The 15612-nt window shown below is 73.3% G+C and carries 14 protein-coding genes; 3 read left to right on the forward strand and 11 right to left on the reverse strand.

All coding sequences use genetic code 11. The features are described from left to right. Positions 1-128: 128 nt before the first annotated feature. Positions 129-1076, reverse strand: a complete 948-nt coding sequence (locus QQM72_RS40235; protein ID WP_314225763.1) for a hypothetical protein — start codon at positions 1074-1076, stop codon at positions 129-131. Further along, the gene (locus tag QQM72_RS40240; RefSeq protein ID WP_314225764.1) at positions 1073-1870 is read right to left on the reverse strand and encodes a phosphatase PAP2 family protein; all 798 of its coding nucleotides are present in this window, start codon (positions 1868-1870) and stop codon (positions 1073-1075) included. Before QQM72_RS40240 ends, QQM72_RS40235 begins: the two co-directional genes overlap by 4 nt. 221 nt (positions 1871-2091) lie before the next feature. Here QQM72_RS40240 and QQM72_RS40245 point away from each other — a divergent pair, with 221 nt between their 5' ends. Next, positions 2092-2706 carry a TetR/AcrR family transcriptional regulator gene (locus QQM72_RS40245; RefSeq protein ID WP_314225765.1) on the forward strand — a complete coding sequence of 205 codons (615 nt, stop codon included), beginning with the start codon at positions 2092-2094 and terminating at the stop codon, positions 2704-2706. Between the two features lie 206 nt (positions 2707-2912). Here the strand turns inward: QQM72_RS40245 and QQM72_RS40250 are convergent, their stop codons facing one another. After that, entirely contained in the window at positions 2913-3944 is a 1032-nt protein-coding gene (locus QQM72_RS40250; RefSeq protein ID WP_314225766.1) for a DUF2510 domain-containing protein, read from the reverse strand. A 286-nt stretch (positions 3945-4230) separates the two neighbouring features. On the opposite strand from QQM72_RS40250, the gene QQM72_RS40255 reads away from it, so the two are divergent. Further along, entirely contained in the window at positions 4231-6945 is a 2715-nt protein-coding gene (locus QQM72_RS40255; RefSeq protein WP_314225767.1) for an ATP-binding protein, read from the forward strand. A gap of 216 nt (positions 6946-7161) precedes the next feature. Here the strand turns inward: QQM72_RS40255 and pcaDC are convergent, their stop codons facing one another. Genes pcaDC through QQM72_RS40290 form a run of 7 tightly spaced genes read right to left on the reverse strand, consistent with a single transcriptional unit; the run spans position 7162 to position 13654 of the window. Beyond that, a complete protein-coding gene (gene pcaDC, locus QQM72_RS40260; protein WP_314225768.1) occupies positions 7162-8286 on the reverse strand; it encodes a bifunctional 3-oxoadipate enol-lactonase/4-carboxymuconolactone decarboxylase PcaDC in 1125 nt (374 codons plus the stop codon). Continuing rightward, positions 8283-9614: a 3-carboxy-cis,cis-muconate cycloisomerase gene (pcaB, locus tag QQM72_RS40265; protein ID WP_314225769.1), complete on the reverse strand. Its 1332-nt coding sequence runs from the start codon at positions 9612-9614 to the stop codon at positions 8283-8285. The genes pcaDC and pcaB overlap by 4 nt, the downstream gene beginning before the upstream one ends. Beyond that, positions 9611-10216, reverse strand: a complete 606-nt coding sequence (gene pcaG / locus QQM72_RS40270; protein ID WP_314225770.1) for a protocatechuate 3,4-dioxygenase subunit alpha — start codon at positions 10214-10216, stop codon at positions 9611-9613. The genes pcaB and pcaG overlap by 4 nt, the downstream gene beginning before the upstream one ends. Before the next feature lie 6 nt (positions 10217-10222). After that, complete coding sequence (gene pcaH, locus QQM72_RS40275; RefSeq protein WP_314225771.1) at positions 10223-10996, reverse strand: protocatechuate 3,4-dioxygenase subunit beta; 774 nt, start codon at positions 10994-10996, stop codon at positions 10223-10225. 17 nt (positions 10997-11013) lie between these two features. Further along, a complete protein-coding gene (locus QQM72_RS40280; protein WP_314225772.1) occupies positions 11014-12228 on the reverse strand; it encodes a thiolase family protein in 1215 nt (404 codons plus the stop codon). After that, positions 12225-12872, reverse strand: a complete 648-nt coding sequence (locus QQM72_RS40285) for a CoA transferase subunit B (RefSeq protein WP_314225773.1) — start codon at positions 12870-12872, stop codon at positions 12225-12227. Before QQM72_RS40285 ends, QQM72_RS40280 begins: the two co-directional genes overlap by 4 nt. Further along, entirely contained in the window at positions 12872-13654 is a 783-nt protein-coding gene (locus QQM72_RS40290; protein ID WP_314225774.1) for a CoA transferase subunit A, read from the reverse strand. Before QQM72_RS40290 ends, QQM72_RS40285 begins: the two co-directional genes overlap by 1 nt. Before the next feature lie 213 nt (positions 13655-13867). Between QQM72_RS40290 and QQM72_RS40295 the strand changes: the two genes are divergently transcribed. Next, a complete protein-coding gene (locus QQM72_RS40295; RefSeq protein ID WP_314225775.1) occupies positions 13868-14332 on the forward strand; it encodes a MarR family winged helix-turn-helix transcriptional regulator in 465 nt (154 codons plus the stop codon). A gap of 93 nt (positions 14333-14425) precedes the next feature. Here the strand turns inward: QQM72_RS40295 and QQM72_RS40300 are convergent, their stop codons facing one another. Continuing rightward, positions 14426-15412, reverse strand: a complete 987-nt coding sequence (locus QQM72_RS40300; protein ID WP_314225776.1) for a DUF3048 domain-containing protein — start codon at positions 15410-15412, stop codon at positions 14426-14428. Positions 15413-15612 lie beyond the last annotated feature (200 nt).

The following is a 15612-nucleotide window of genomic DNA, read 5'->3' on the forward strand; positions in this document are numbered from 1 at the left end:
GCATCGTGGGGGCTGGTCAGGTCGCGGTGGGCTCGGGGTAGTGTGCCCCGGTGACCACGCATTCGAACACACCTTCAGGCTGGTACCCGGACCCCACCGGGGTGTCACCGCCTCTCTTCGCACCCGGGCTACAGCGCGGTGAGGTGCTCCGGCCCGGTCGTCGGCCGGGGCAGGAGTGCCGGTTCGGCCGACGCCGTCTCCGGCCTCAGGGCCAGCACCGCCGCCACGGGGTGATCCTCGTCCTGGACGGCACCGGGTTGCGGCGCGGCCCGGGACAGCAGCACCACACCCCAGCCCGCGACGCCCGCTCCGGCCAGCGCCAGGAGCACACCCGCCGCCCCGCCCTGGAGACGTTCGCCCAGCAGCGCGAGGCCGATCGCCGCGGCGGCCACCGGGTTCGCCAGGGTCACCATCGCCAACGGCGCGCCGAGGCCACCCCGGTAGGCGGTCTGCGACAGCAGCAGCCCGGCCGCCGCGAAGGCCGCGACCAGCAGTGCCACCCCGATCACCTGCACGCTGAGCAGCGGGCCCGAGCGGTCCGTCACGGCCACCGTCACGGTCTGGGTGAGCGCCGAGGCGACCCCCGAGGCGAAGCCGGACGCGGTCGCGTGCCGCAGTCCCGGCTTGGCGCCGCGCCGGGCCAGCAGCCCGATGAGCGCCGCCGTCGTGCCGGCCACCGCCACCGCCTCCGGCACGCTCAGGACGTCCTCGGGAGCCGGACCCGACGCGGTGACCAGGATCGCCGCCAGGCCTGCCAGCGTGAAGGCGGTGCCCCGCCACTCGGCGGCGCTGACCTTGCGCCCGGCGACCCGCGCGCCCATCGGCACCGCCGCGACCAGGGTGAGCGCGCCGAGCGGCTGCACCACGGTGAGCGGTCCGTACTTGAGGGCGACCACGTGCAGCAGCGCCGCGGCGGCGTTCAGCGCCACCGACGACCACCAGGCGCCGTTGCCGAGCAGGCGCAGCAGGCCGGTGCCGGGGTGCCGGGAGGCCAGCCGTTCCTGGGCGACGGCGGCGGCCGCGTAGGCGACGGCCGAGAAGAGGGACAGGACGACGGCGACCAGGGGGGCGTTCATCGGCCCGCTCCCACGAGGACCGGCTCGTCGGCCGGGACGAGGGTGCGGGTACCGCGCCGCGTCGTCGTGGCCGCGCGCCGGGGGGCGTGGATCAGCGCGAGCGCGAGACCGAGCAGGGCGCCCGCCGCGATCGCGTCGAGCCAGTAGTGGTTCGCCGTGCCCACGATCACCAGCAGGGTCAGCAGCGGATGCAGCAGCCACAGCCACCGCCACCGTGACCGGGTGGCGACGACGAGGCCGATCGCGACCATCAGGGCCCAGCCGAAGTGCAGCGAGGGCATCGCCGCGAACTGGTTCGACAGATGGTCCGTCCGCGGCGGGCCGTACACCGACGGCCCGAACACGCGCGCGGTGTCGATCAGTCCCGTCACCGTCAGCATCCGCGGCGGGGCGAGCGGAAGGGCGAGGTGCAGCACCAGGGCGGCGGCGGTCACCGCGGCCAGCACCCGGCGGGCCCACACGTAGTGGGCCGGGCGCCGCAGGTAGAGCCAGACCAGGAAGGCCAGGGTGGCGGGGAAGTGCACGGTCGCGTAGTAGGTGTTCGCGACCTTGACCAGGGTGTCGCCGTGCAGCAGCAGCGCCTGGACGGAGTCTTCCCGGGGCAGCCGGAGCAGGCGTTCGACGTGCCACACGTCGTGTGCGTTGCGGAAGGCCTCGCCGGTGTGGCCCGCGGCCAGCCGCCGGCCGAGCTTGTAGACGAGGAAGAGCCCTGCGACCAGCAGGAGCTCTCGGACTATGGGCGGCCGCGCCGGCGTGACCGGCTCCGCTTCCCCAGGCTCGGTGCGGGCATTCATCCCCCGGCCCCTTCGCTGACGGTGGTGCGTGTGGGTGGTGCTGCCGCGCTCGTGACTCGTGCATACACCATCGATACGATGTCGTACCGATACGTCAGTGTACCGATACGCGCGCGTACCGGTACACTGACGTATCGATTGATGTGCGCCACACTGGACAGAGGCTCTCGCGGGAGCCTCGAGGCACGCCACAGAGACGGTGGAGAAGCGAGGGACGGCAGATGATGTCGCAGGCAGCGGACGGACCCGAGTCGGTCGCCGCCACGAGCCGCTCCAAGCTCACGCCCGAGCGTGAGCAGGAGTTCTTCGACGCCGTTCTGAACCAGGTCCGTGAATGCGGATACGAGGCCGTCACCATGGAGGGCATCGCCGCCAGCACCCGGTGCAGCAAGTCCACGCTCTACCGGCAGTGGAAGACCAAGCCCCAGTTCGTCGTGGCCGCCCTGCGCTCGCGTCGCGAGGCCCGGCTCACCGGCATCGACACCGGCTCGCTCGCCGAGGACCTGCGCGAGGCCGCGCGCGCCACCGGCCGCTGGTCGACGAACGACACCAAGCTGCTGCAGGCGCTCGGCCACGCCGTCACCGGTGACCAGGACCTCGCGCTGGCGCTGCGGGAGGCGATCGTCGCCCCCGAGATCGAGGCGCTGCGGGAGATCCTGCGGCGCGGGGTCGAGCGCGGCGAGGTCGCCCGCGACCACCCGGCGCTGGAGTACGTCCCGGCGCAGATGTTCGGCGTGATCCGCGCCCGTCCCGTCGTCGACGGGGAGTACGCGGACCAGGAGTACCTGGTCCGCTTCGTGGAGGCCGCCGTGCTGCCGGCGCTCGGCCTCACGTAGAGGCGGGCGCAGAGACCGGCACGAAGACCGGCACGAGGACCGAAACAGGGATCAGCACAGAGATCGACACAAGGCTCAGGCCGCCGTCCACGGGATGACTGGACGGTGACCTGTCTCGCGCCGCACCGTGGGGACGGGGGCGGCGCGCACCACCCGGCCGGGTGGGGTCCCCTTGAGCGGAGGGGCGCCCCACCCGGCCGACCGTGTCAGACGTCCTGTCCGCTGCCGCCGCCCGTCGACACCTTGATGCCCTGGGTGATGGTGTCGATGATCGACACGCTCTGATCGGCGTCGATCCCGAAGCGGAGCACGACCAGCCGCTTGGTGTCCGCGGGCGCGGGGAACGCCAGCGACTCGACGTAGCCGTCCGCGCCCTTGCTCGTGACCGCCTTCCAGCGCACCAGCCAGCCCTTCTGCCCGGCCACCGTCACCGCCTTGGAGGCGAGCACCTGGTGCGAGGTGATCGCGCCGTACGTCGTGCCGCCGTAGGACTCCTCGGCGTTGGCCGAGATGTCCGCCTTCGCGACCGCCTCGGCGGTCTCGCCCTTGGTCTCCAGCACCTCGACGGGCGCCGAGTACACGCCCCCCTTGGTGCAGGTCTTCGAGGTGTCGCCGGGGCACTTGTAGGAGGAGTCGGAGGTTATCTGCGCGCCCACGCTCAGCTCCTGGCCGGTCCAGCCGTCCGGGATGGCGATGCTGATCCCGTTGAGCGCGTCGGTCACCGCACCGCTCTTGATCTTCGGCGCCTCGGACTCCCCGGGCGAGGGAGAGGCCCCGCCCGAGCCCCCGGAACCCCCCGAACCGCCGGAGCCACCCGAGTCGCCGAAGGGCCCGCCCTGGCCGCCGCCGTCCTGACCGCCCGTGCCGCCGGGCCCGCCCTGCCCGCCCGGTCCCTGGGCCGTGCCGCTACCGCCGCCCGAGCCGTCGTCCTTGGCCAGCGCGTACACGCCGACCCCGATGCTGGCGAGGACCGCCACGGCCGCGGCGACGGCTATGCCCGTCCGCAGTCCGCGCCGCCGGCCCGGGCCCGGCGGAGCCGCGGGATACCCCGGATAACCGGGGTAGGCCGGGTACGCGCCGTCCGCCGGGGTCTGCGCCGGCGGACCCCATACGGCGGCCGAGCCCGCGGTGCGGGTCTGGTCCGTCCATGCCTTGCCGTCCCACCAGCGTTCGGTGGCGGGACCGTCACTTGTCTGCCCCGGATCGGGATACCACCCGGGAGGAGTCACCTGCGTCATGACCCCACCGTATGAGGCGTCGGTGAAAGCCGGATGAGAGGGAGGGCACTGAGTTGAAATCCGTTGCGGGCGCCCCACCGCCCGGCTGGCGTGAATTGGACGTCAACTCGGTTCCCGTCACTCGCCGTTGACGCCCGGGAACCACTTCCGCAGGCCCACCGGGGCGTCCCGGACCCCCGCGTGTCACCCTGGAGGCGGGACCTGCCCGGACCGCCCTCCGCGCGAGCCCCCGGAGGGCTACGCTCGACGTCGGTACGTCGTTCGGGCGACTTGGGGAGGTAGCGGGATGACGGAGGTCAGGCCGACGACGGCCGCCACGGCTTCCCTCTGGGAGCGCGAGCGGGAAGTCGCCGCCATCGCGGAGGCGGTGGAGACACTCTGCGCCGACCGGTCCTCGTCGGGTCACCTGCTGGTGCTCCGGGGCGAGGCGGGATTCGGCAAGACCGCGTTGTTGGCCGAGACACGCCGTATCGCCGAGAGCCGCGGCTGCGTGGTCTGGTCGGCCCGCGGCGGCGAGACCCTGAGGTCCGTCCCCTTCAACGTGGTACGGCAGTTGCTTCAGCCCACCCTGCTGTCCCTGCACCCGGAGGAGGCCCGCGAGTACCTCGGCGACTGGTACGACATCGCCGGCCCCGCCCTCGGCATCCTGGAACCCGGCGAGGGCCACGCCGACCCGCAGGGCGTCTGCGACGGCCTCGTCGCCGCCGTGACCAGGCTGGCCAGGCGCGACTACCCGCTCGTCCTGCTGATCGACGACGCGCACTGGGCCGACCAGGAGACCCTGCGCTGGCTCGTCGCGTTCGTCGAACGCCTCGACGAACTCTCCGTCCTGGTCGTGGTGGCCCGCCGGCCCGGCGAGGTCAAGGGCGACGCCGCCCGCCACCTCGACGCCATCGGCGTGGCCGCGGGCCGCGCCGTCACCAGCCTCAGCGCCCTGACCCCGCCCGCGGTCGCCGGCCTCACCAGGGCCACCCTCGGCCCGCACGCCGACGCCGCGTTCTGCCGCGAGGTGTGGGCCGTCACCGACGGCAACCCCTACGAGACCGTCGAACTCCTCGCCAAGGTCCGCGACAGCGAACTGGAGGCGAGCGAGTCCTCGGCCGGCGAACTGCGCGCCCTGAACCGCGCGGCCCGCGGCGGCGGCCTCGTCGACCGCCTGGAGAAACTGGGCGTCGACGCCACCAAGTTCGCCATGGCCGCCGCGATCCTCGGCGCCGACATCTGCGTCGCCCAGGCCGCCCTGCTCGCCGGACTCGGCCGCGAGGACGCGGCGCGCTGCGCCGAGCTGCTGCGCAACGCCCGCATCCTGACCGAGCCCGTCCCCGGGGCCGTCCCGGCGGGCGACGGCGATCTGGAGTTCGTCCACCCGCTGATCGCCTCCGCCGTCTACGACTCCATCCCCGGAGGTCTGCGCACCGCGATGCACGGCATCGCCGCCCAGGTCGTCGCCGACGCCGGCAAGGGCCTCGCGGCCGCCTCCCGGCATCTGCTCCAGGTGCACGCGGAGGGCGACGAGGAACTCGTCGAGCAGCTGCGCGAGGCCGCCCGCGAACACCTCGCCGTCGGTGCCCCCGACGCGGCCCGCCGCTGTCTGGAACGGGCCCTGAGCGAACCGCCCGCCCCCGAGGCGCACGCGCACGTGCTCTACGAACTGGGCTGCGCCACCCTGCTCACCGCCCCCGCCAGGACCATCGAACACCTGCGTACCGCACTCGCCATGCCGGGCCTCGACGGCACCGAGCGCGTCGACGCCGTCTACCGCCTCTCCCAGGCCCTCCTGCACAACGACCAGCTGGAGGAGGCCGTCCGCACGGTCGAGGCGGAGGCCGCCCGGCACGCCCCCGGACCCGCGCGGCTGCGGCTCCAGGCGGTGCAGTTCATGTGGGAGGGCGTGCACGCCGGGGAGACGACCACACCGCGCCGCTCCGAGCGGCTCGCCGAGCTCGCCGCGACCTGCACCGGCCGGGACAACGCCGAGCGCGCCCTGCTCATCCTGCGCGGCTTCGACGCCATGACCCACGGCGAGAACGCCGAGGAGGTCGCCGAGTTCTGCGACCGCGCCCTCGTCAACGGCGGCCTCGCCCCCGGGCTCGGCTGGACCGACCAGGAGTGGGGCATCGAACTGCTGATGATGCTGGCCAGCTCCTACGCCTACACCGACCGGCTCGACCGCGCCGACGCCCTCTTCAACGAGGCGTTGCGCGCCTACACATCCGCCGGCTGGAGCGGCGGCCACCTCGCGCTGGCCCACGCCTACCTCGGACTGGGCCTGCGCCGCCGGGGCCGTCTGAAGGAGGCGGAGGAGTCCCTCAGGGAATCCCTGCGGGTCGCCGAACGCGTCGGCCGCGGCCTGCCCCTGTACTGGTCCGCCACCTGCAACCTCATCGACACGCTGCTGGCCCGCGGCCATGCCGCCGAGGCCTGGGAGACCGCCGAACAGTACGGTTTCGCCCCGCCGTACCCGTCGACGATCGTGCTGCCCGACCCGCGCTCGGTGCGCGGCCGGCTGCTGCTGGCCGTCGGCCGGGTCAAGGACGGCATCAACGAGCTGGAGGCGGCAGAGAAGGCGGCCGCCGCGCGCGGCCACCTCAACCCGGTGATGGTCCCCTGGGCCGTCGAACTCGCCCGGGCGCTGGCCACCGAGGATCCGGACCGGGCGAACCGGCTCGTCTCCGAGGCCCGTCGTCAGGCCGAGCGCTTCGGCACCGACACCGCGATCGGGGAGGCCCTGCGCTGCGCCGCGGCCCTGGAGACCGGCCAGCGCGCGGTCCGGCTGGCCCAGCAGGCGGTCACCTTCCTGGAGTCCTCGCCCTGCCAGTACGAACACGCGGCCGCCCGTGTCGAGTACGGCATCCTCGCCCGCTCGGTGTCCGAACTCGGCCGGGGCCTGTCACTGGCGCGTTCCTGCGGAGCGGACGGCCTGGTGGACAAGGCCCAGCAGGCACTGCGGGGGATGGGCGCGCCACAGGTGGGCCTGGTACCCGGACAGACCCGGAGATAGCCGCGGCAGGCCGCCGGTGGAGGTGACACCGGCGGCCTGGCGCGGCGTCGGCGCCGCTGGGGCGCGGTTCGCAGGGCGCGCGGGGCAGTCGCCGTCAGGTGCCCGGCAGCCGGCTTCCGGGCGGTGCCGCCGATGCCACCACCGGCGGGATCACCCCCGGCCGTACACGCCTCGGCCGTACACGCCTCGGCCGTACACGCCTCGGCCGTACGCGCCTCAGCCGGTCCCGTCCTCCTCGGCCAGCACTCGCTGGGCCGTCGCGAACGCCGAGTTCGCCGCCGGAACCCCGCAGTAGACGGCCGTCTGGAGCAGCACGGCGCCGATCTCCTCGGGCGTGAGCCCGTTGCGCCGGGCCGCCCGTACGTGCATGGCCAGCTCGTCGTAGTGGCCGTGCGCCACCAGCGCGGTCAGCGTGATCATGCTGCGCTCGCGGCGGCTCAGCGTCGGGTCGGTCCAGATCTCGCCCCAGGCGTAGCGGGAGATGAAGTCCTGGTAGCGCGCGGTGAACGCGTTCTGCCGGGCCTGTGCCCGGTCCACGTGGGCGTCCCCGAGCACCTCCCGGCGCACCTCCATGCCCCGCTTGGCCCCGCCGTCGAGGTGGTTGCGCAGTACGGTCAGCACGGCCTCGGGGCACTCGGCGGGAGCGAGATGCGAGGCGCCCGGGAGCTCGACCAGCGCGGCGCCCGGCACCGCGTCCGCGATCTCCCGCAGATGCGCGGGCGGCGTCGCCGGATCCTGACGCCCCGCGACCACCAGGGTCCGTACGGCGATCTCCGGCAGCCGCTCGCGCAGATCGAAGGCGCCCAGCGCGTCACAGCACGCCGCGTAGGCCTCCGGGTCGGCGTCGCGGTGGTCGGCGACCAGGCCCGGCACGGTGAACCCGGGCGTGAACCAACGGGCGTTCGCACTCTCGGCGAGCCCCGCCAGTCCCTCGCGGCGCACCAGCGCGGCCCGCTCCTCCCACGGCGTGGACCCGTTGAAGTGGGCCGACGAACAGATGACCGCCAGGGACGACACCCGCTCCGGGTGACGCAGCGCCAGCTGCAGACCCACCGCGCCGCCCAGGGACACGCCCGCGTACGCGAACCGCTCCAGGCCGAGCGAGTCGGCCAGCGCCAGCACCAGGTCGGCGAGGTCCCCCACGGTGGCCCCGGCACCGATCAGGTCGGCCGCCGAACCCCCGTGCCCCGGCAGGTCCCAGCGGATCACCCGGTGCGTGGCGGACAGTTCCGGCGCGACCTTGTCCCACAGGGCGTACGAAGTGCCCAGCGAGGGACCGAGCAGCAGCGCCGGAGCGGAATTCGGGCCCTCGGCAAGGTGGTTGAGCAGCTTCTCGGTCAACGTCGCTCCAGCGCACGGTCGGTGAGGCTCCCGGCGGAGCCGGTGTAGCGGGCGGGATCGGTGAGGTCGTCGAGGTCGACGTCCTTCAGCTCGGGCTCCGTCGCCAGCAGTTCGGCCAGCGGACGGTTCTCGGCGTACGTGCGCCGGGCGAGCTCGGTCAGCAGTTCCTTGGCGCGGGCACGGCCGAGCACGGCCGACAGCACCGCGGACAGCCGCTCGGAGACGATCAGCCCGTGGGTGAGGCCGAGGTGCGCCCGCATCGCGTCCGCGTCCACCCGGAGCCCCTCGGTCAGCTCGGCCGCGTCCCGGGCCGCCCCGCCGGTCAGCCGGAGCAGCTCCCTGAGCGGCTCCCACTCGGCGTGCCACGCCCCGGCCGGCCGCTCGTCCTCGGCGGCCAGGGACCCGTACAGCGTGCCCGCGAGCTGCGGGGCACGCCGGGCGGCGGCCGCGATCAGCGTGGACCGCACCGGGTTCGCCTTGTGCGGCATGGCCGAGGAACCGCCTCCGCTGCCCTCCGCCACCTCGGCGATCTCGGTGCGGGCGAGGGTCAGGACGTCGGTGGCGACCTTCCCCAGCGCGCCCGCCGCGAGGGCCAGACAGCCCGCCAGGTCGGCGATCGGCGTGCGCAGGGTGTGCCACGGCAACAGCGGTGCCCGCAGCCCGAGTTCACGGGCGAAGGCGGCGGGCAGCGCGGTCGCGTCGGTGGCGCCGTACGCCGTGAAGGCCGCCAGTGTCCCGGCCGCGCCGCCGAGTTGGGCGGGCAGCGAGTCCCGTACCGCCGTCACCCGGTCCCGCGCGTCCAGCACCAGCGACCGCCAGCCGGCCGCCTTCAGTCCGAAGGTCGTCGGCACGGCGTGCTGGGTGAGCGTCCGGCCCGGCATCGGCGTGTCGCGGTGCGCGGCGGCCAGTCGGGCCAGCGCCCGCTGGACGCGGTCGAGGTCGGCCAGCACAAGATCCAGGGCGCGCACCGCGACCAGCATCGTCGCCGTGTCCATGATGTCCTGGCTGGTCGCGCCCCGGTGGACGTACGGTCCGAACTCCTCGCCGACCGCCTTCGTCAGGTCGGCGACCAGCGGGATCACCGGGTTTCCGCCGGCGCGCGCCCGTGCGGCGAGGGAACGCACGTCGAACCCGCCGTCGTCGGCCGCCGAGGTGACCGCCGCTCCGGCGCCCCGCGGGGCCAGCCCCAGCGTCTCCTGGGCGCGGGTCAGCGCGGCCTCCGCGTCGAGCAGCGCCCGCAGATAGGCGCTGTCGCCCGTCGCGGCGGCGGCGGGGGAGCCGGTCCACCCGGGGGCGAGCAGACCGGCGTCGTCGTGCGCAGTTGTCACTGGAACTCCAGGAAGACCGTCTCGCCTTCGCCCTGAAGGCGGATGTCGAAACGGTAGGTCCCCAGCTCGCCCCGCGTGGCGATGAGCGTGTCGCGCCGCGCCGGGTCCACCCGCGTCAGCAGCGGGTCGGCGGTCAGCGCGGCCGTGTCGTCCGGCAGGTAGATCCGGGTGAACAGGTGCACCAGCAGCCCGCGGGCGAACACACAGACACTCAGATACGGGGCGCTGTGCCCGCGCGCGCCCGGCCGCAGCGTCCGCGCCGACCAGTGACCGCCTGCATCCGTCTGAACGCGGCCCCAGCCGGTGAACTCCACGCCGTTGCGGCCGAGGAAACCGCCGCTCGCCGGGTCGCGTCGCATCGACCCGTCGACCCGCGGCAGATTGCCCTCGGGGTCCGGGCCCCACAGTTCCAGGAACGCGTCCGGAAGCGGGTTGCCCTCTCCGTCGTACACATGGCCCTGGAGCGCGATCGTGTCCGGGTGGCCGAGGGGGGCGATGTCACCGCCGCCGGGGAACGGCAGGGCGTGGCCGTAGAACGGGCCGACGGTGTGCGACGGAGTGGGGAGCACGGTCTCCGGACGGCTCGTGTCGATCTTCGTCATGGCAGCTCAGCGTCCTTCTTCGATCCAGGTGGCGTGCGGCCCGTCGAGCACGATGTCCCAGTGGTAGCCCATCGAGAACTCCGGTACCGACAGGCTGTGGTCGTAACTGGCGACCAGCCGCTGCCGGGCCGCGTCGTCCGTCACCGACTGGATGATCGGGTCGTACGGGAACAGCGGGTCGCTCGGGAAGTACATCTGCGTCACCAGCCGCTGGGTGAACGCCGAGCCGAAGAGCGAGAAGTGGATGTGGGCCGGCCGCCAGGCGTTGACGTGCTGACGCCACGGGTAAGGGCCCGGCTGCACGGTGGTGAAGCGGTAGAAACCGCTGTCGTCCGTCAGCGTGCGGCCGACACCCGTGAAGTTCGGGTCCAGCGGGGCGTCGTGCTGCTCACGCTGGTGGGCGTAGCGGCCCGCCGAGTTGGCCTGCCAGATCTCGACCAGCTGACCGCGGACCGGACGCCCGTCGCGGTCCAGCAACCGGCCGGAAACCGTGATCCGTTCACCGATCGGCTCGCCGTGGTGCTGCCGGGTGAGGTCGTTGTCGATCTCGGTGATGTCCCGTTCGCCGAATGCGGGGGAGACCAGCTCCACCAGCTCCGGGTCCTTGCTGACGTCGATGGCGACCGGCGGCTGTTTCGGGTGGCGCAGGACGGAGGAGCGGTACGGCGCGTAGTCGCGGCGCGGCTGGTGCTCGACCGGCGCGCCGTCGGCGATCCGCTTCTCGTACGCGGCGTGCTCCGCCGCGATCTCCTGGTCGATGTCGGCTTGCGTGAGAGTCATGGGAGTTCCTGGGTTTCCTATCGTTCGAGGACGAGGGCGAGGCCCTGGCCCACGCCGATGCAGAGGGTGGCGACCCCGACGCCGCCGCCCCGACGGGCGAGCTGGTGGGCGACCGTACCGGCGAGCCGGGCACCGGAGGCGCCGAGCGGATGACCGAGGGCGATCGCGCCGCCCTGCGGGTTGAGGACCGCCGGGTCGAACTCGGGCCACTCGGCGACACAGCCGAGCACCTGGGCCGCGAAGGCCTCGTTCAGTTCGAGCACCGACAGATCGGCGAATCCCCTGCCCGCCTTGGCGAGCGCGCGGTTGACGGCCTCGACGGGGGCGAGCCCGAAGTACTGCGGGTCGATCGCGGACACCCCGGTGGCGCTGATCCGGGCGAGCGGCTCACGTCCGGTCGCCCGCAGCCCCTCCTCGTCCACGAGCAGCAGCGCCGCGGCGCCGTCGTTCAGCGGCGACGCGTTGCCCGCCGTCACGGTCCCCTCCTCGGTCCTGAACGACGGCCTGAGCCCCGCCATCGCCTCCAGCGAGGCGTCCGCCCGTACGCATTCGTCGGCGCCGAACACGACCGGGTCGCCCTTGCGGCGCGGGATCGACACGGGCGCGAGCTCGGCGTCGAACAGACCCGCCCGCTGGGCCGCGGCGGCCTTGCGGTGGCTGGCGAGGGCGTACTCGTCCTGCTGCTCGCGGCCGATCTTGTGCTTGTCGGCGATCAGCTCGGCCGACTCGCCCAGCGGGATCGTCCACTGCGGGTCCATCCGCGGATTGACCATCCGCCAGCCCAGCGTCGTCGAGTACAGCTCGGCGTGCCCGGCGGGGAACGCCCGGTCCGACTTCGGCAGCACGTACGGCGCGCGGGTCATCGACTCCACACCGCCGGCGACGGCGACGCAGGCGTCGCCGGCCGCGATCGCGCGGGCCGCCTGGATGACCGCCTCCAGACCGGAGGCGCACAGCCGGTTGACGGTGACGCCCGGTACGGAGGTGGGCAGGCCCGCGAGCAGCGCGCCCATGCGCCCGACGTTGCGGTTCTCCTCGCCGGCCCCGTTGGCGTTGCCGAAGTACACGTCCTCGATGCGGGAAGGGTCCAACGCGGGTGTACGGGCGACGAGTTCACGGATGGCGTGCGCGGCGAGGTCGTCCGGGCGCACCGAGGCCAGAGCGCCGTTGTAGCGGCCGATCGGGGTGCGGACCGCGTCGACGATGTAAACGGTCCTGAAACCGTTGCTCATGACCGGACCTCCTCGGCGAGACGGACCTTGGCGGCCGTCTTCGTCACGATCTCCTCGGCGGTGACGCCCGGCGCGGTCTCCAGCAGCACCAGACCGTCCTCGGTGACGTCGAGGACACCCAGGTCGGTGATGATCCGGTTCACGCAACGCTTTCCGGTCAGGGGCAGCGCGCAGTCCGTGAGGATCTTGGGGCTGCCGTCCTTGGCGGTGTGGGTCATGACGACGATGACCGTACGGGCCCCGTGCACCAGGTCCATCGCCCCGCCGATCCCGGTGATCAGCTTGCCGGGGATCGCCCAGTTCGCCAGGTCGCCGCGCTCGGAGACCTGCATCGCTCCCAGCACGGCGACGTCGATGTGCCCGCCGCGGATCATGCCGAAGGACAGCGCCGAGTCGAAGAAGGACGCGCCCGGCAGGACCGTCACGGTCTCCTTGCCGGCGTTGATGAGGTCCGGGTCGACGGCGTCGTCGGTGGGGTAGGGGCCGGTGCCCAGGATGCCGTTCTCGCTCTCCAGCACCACCTCGACGTCCGCCGGGAGGTAGTTGGGGATGAGGGTCGGCAGCCCGATGCCGAGATTGACGTACTGGCCGTCCCGCAGCTCGCGCGCGGCGCGGGCGGCCATCTCCTCACGTGTCCAGGCCATCACTCGCTCACCGTTCCCTCTGCCGCGGGCGCGGAGACCGTCCGCCGCTCGATCCTCTTGTCCGCCGCCTGCTCCGGGGTCAGCGCGATCACGCGCTGCACGAAGATGCCCGGCAGATGGACCGCGTCCGGGTCGATCTCACCGGGTTCGACGAGCTCCTCGACCTCGGCGATCGTGATCCGTCCGGCCATCGCGGACAGCGGGTTGAAGTTGCGGGCGGACCTGTTGAACACCAGGTTGCCGTGCCGGTCGCCCTTCGCGGCCCTGACCAGCGCGAAGTCGGTGCGGATACCGTGCTCCAGCACATACTCCGCGCCGTCGAACTCCCGGACCTCCTTCGGCGGCGAGGCCAGGGCGACACCGCCCTCGCCGTCGTAACGCCACGGCAGCCCGCCCTCGGCGACCTGGGTGCCCACGCCCGCGGGCGTGTAGAAGGCCGGGATGCCGGCGCCGCCGGCCCGCAGCCGCTCGGCCAGCGTGCCCTGCGGGATCATCTCGACCTCGAGCTCGCCGGACAGGTACTGGCGGGCGAACTCCTTGTTCGCGCCGATGTAGGAACCGGTTACCCGGGCGATCCGTCCGGCCGCGAGCAGCACCGCGAGGCCCGACTCCATCGCGCCGCAGTTGTTGGAGACGACCGACAGTCCGGCGACGCCCCGCTCGTACAGAGCCTGGATGAGGACGTTCGGCACGCCGCTCAGTCCGAATCCACCCACCGCAAGAGACGCGCCGTCCGGCACGTCGGACACCGCCTCCAGGGCCGTGGCGACCACCTTGTCCATCCGTGAAGCCCCATCTCTTCCGCGCGCCCCCGGCCCGTCAATTAATCAGGGCACTGATTATTTCCCCGAGGTTTCCCACACGCTGCCACCGCGGCGTGGAGCAGTCAAGAGCACAGGCCGGACGTCTGGCAAGGCTCACACAGACACAAGACCAGGTCGGGCGCACGCGGTATCGTTCAGTGCACCGACGAAATCTCACGCTGAGGAGCGCACATGGCCGCGGTGGATCTCACCAGCCACCCCGGGCACCTGGCCCGGCGGCTCCAGCAGGCGCACTACCTGCTGTGGAACACGATGGTCTCCGAGGAGATCACCTCGCCGCAGTTCGCGGTCCTCAACGCGCTCGTCGCCGAACCGGGCCTCGACCAGCGCACGGTGGGGGAGCGGGTGGGCCTCGACCGCTCCACCATCGCCGAGGTGGTCGGCAGGCTCATCCGCCGGGGGCTGCTCGACAAGGTCCGCGACCCGCAGGACGGGCGCCGCTACCTGCTGGGACTCACCGACGAGGGGCTGCGCACCCACCGCCGGCTGACCGTCCGCACGGCCCGGATGAACCAGGTCTTCCTGTCCCCGCTCTCGGCCGCGGAACAGACCCTGTTCCTCGAGCTCATCCAGCGCGTCTCGGACGCGGCGGAGGGGCTGCGCAACCCGGGGGAGCCCCTGGTCGCACCGTCCTGATCGAGGCTGCGCCCGAGCGCAAGCGGGCGGGGCGGATCGGGGCGCCTGGGCGGCGTCGGGATGGCCGCGAGGGGCGAGGGTGCCCGGGAGGCATCAGGGTGCCTGGGCGAACACCACCCACACCTGGCCCTCGGCGAAGGCGACCGGGGTGCCGTCGGCGGTCGTGAAGTCCGTGCCGTCCGTGGCCGTCGCCCGCTTCCAGTTCACGTCGTGGACCCGTCCGTCGCGCAGCACCCGCGCCTTTCCCGAGCCCACCGTCTCGGTGTACGGCGTGTTGTTGCCGAGGAAGTCGTCGAAGCCCGACGCGCGCACCCTCACGTACTGCACGACCACCGTGGCCGGGGCCACCCGCGTCCCGTCGGTCGTCACCGTCGGCGCGCCGTCCGCCGAGACCAGCCAGCGCGCCCGGCTCGTGGACCAGGTGAAGGTGAAACGGGCCGCCGGGTAGCGCACGGTGAGCGAGGGCTGCGCCGTGCCGCCGGAGGGCGCGGTGCCGTAGCGGAACCCGGTGGTCAGCGCGGCGGAGCCCGGCGCGGAGGGCAACAGGCGATCCGGGCGTACGTAGAGGTTGTGCGGCGCGGCCCTCTCCGCGCCCCGGTAGTAGGCCCCGGCGCCGGCCGCGTCCTCGGGCGTGACGGCGTCCAGCGGCGCCCGGTCGATCAGCGGCAGCAGCTTGCCCTGTGCCCCGGAGAACGCCAGCACCGGCCGCGCGAACTGGCCCAGCAGCTCCAGATCGGACTCACGGGCACTGCGCACGGGACCGACGGCCTTGGGCACCTTGGTCGCGTACACGGCCATCAGCCGACTCAGCCCGCCCTCGACCTGCTCGACGTAGACGATGTCCGCGGAGTCGAGACCGGTCTGCGGCCGGGCGCCGGGGGCGTTGTCGATCTTCACGGCGAGCACGGAACCGGCGACAGCGGTGGGGCTGGTGCTACCGCTCGGGTTCGGCTTCCGTGACGCGCTCCGGCCGTCGTCGCCCTTCGCCGGCTCGCGGGACGTCGTGCAGCCGGCCGCGAGGACGAGTGCCAGCACGGCGGCCAGCAGCGCAGCGGCCACCGCGGAGGGGCCGGCGCGCATCGTGCGCGCCGGGCGACCCGGATGGCTCGGGCCCAGGGGACCCGGATGGTTCGGGTGATCCGGATGTCTTGGACGCCTCGGATGTCTCGAACGACCTGTGCCTGTCATGGCCACCCCCGTTTCGTGACTTGATTGTGCGCTCATCCGTTCGAGAGTGGCTATGCGTGGCGGCGGGCGGCGGGCGGCGGGCGGCGGGCGGC

Source organism: Streptomyces zaehneri, assembly GCF_032248645.1.
In the GTDB taxonomy this organism is placed as follows: domain Bacteria; phylum Actinomycetota; class Actinomycetes; order Streptomycetales; family Streptomycetaceae; genus Streptomyces; species Streptomyces coriariae.

What these genes read in the sequence shown, in the direction of transcription:
- QQM72_RS40235 (WP_314225763.1), bottom strand. Translation starts at nt 1,076, where the DNA reads ATGAACGCCCCCCTGGTCGCCGTCGTCCTGTCCCTCTTCTCGGCCGTC.
- QQM72_RS40240 (WP_314225764.1), bottom strand. Translation starts at nt 1,870, where the DNA reads ATGAATGCCCGCACCGAGCCTGGGGAAGCGGAGCCGGTCACGCCGGCG.
- QQM72_RS40245 (WP_314225765.1), top strand. Translation starts at nt 2,092, where the DNA reads ATGATGTCGCAGGCAGCGGACGGACCCGAGTCGGTCGCCGCCACGAGC.
- QQM72_RS40250 (WP_314225766.1), bottom strand. Translation starts at nt 3,944, where the DNA reads ATGACGCAGGTGACTCCTCCCGGGTGGTATCCCGATCCGGGGCAGACA.
- QQM72_RS40255 (WP_314225767.1), top strand. Translation starts at nt 4,231, where the DNA reads ATGACGGAGGTCAGGCCGACGACGGCCGCCACGGCTTCCCTCTGGGAG.
- pcaG (WP_314225770.1), bottom strand. Translation starts at nt 10,216, where the DNA reads ATGACGAAGATCGACACGAGCCGTCCGGAGACCGTGCTCCCCACTCCG.
- pcaH (WP_314225771.1), bottom strand. Translation starts at nt 10,996, where the DNA reads ATGACTCTCACGCAAGCCGACATCGACCAGGAGATCGCGGCGGAGCAC.
- QQM72_RS40280 (WP_314225772.1), bottom strand. Translation starts at nt 12,228, where the DNA reads ATGAGCAACGGTTTCAGGACCGTTTACATCGTCGACGCGGTCCGCACC.
- QQM72_RS40285 (WP_314225773.1), bottom strand. Translation starts at nt 12,872, where the DNA reads ATGGCCTGGACACGTGAGGAGATGGCCGCCCGCGCCGCGCGCGAGCTG.
- QQM72_RS40290 (WP_314225774.1), bottom strand. Translation starts at nt 13,654, where the DNA reads ATGGACAAGGTGGTCGCCACGGCCCTGGAGGCGGTGTCCGACGTGCCG.
- QQM72_RS40295 (WP_314225775.1), top strand. Translation starts at nt 13,868, where the DNA reads ATGGCCGCGGTGGATCTCACCAGCCACCCCGGGCACCTGGCCCGGCGG.
- QQM72_RS40300 (WP_314225776.1), bottom strand. Translation starts at nt 15,412, where the DNA reads ATGCGCGCCGGCCCCTCCGCGGTGGCCGCTGCGCTGCTGGCCGCCGTG.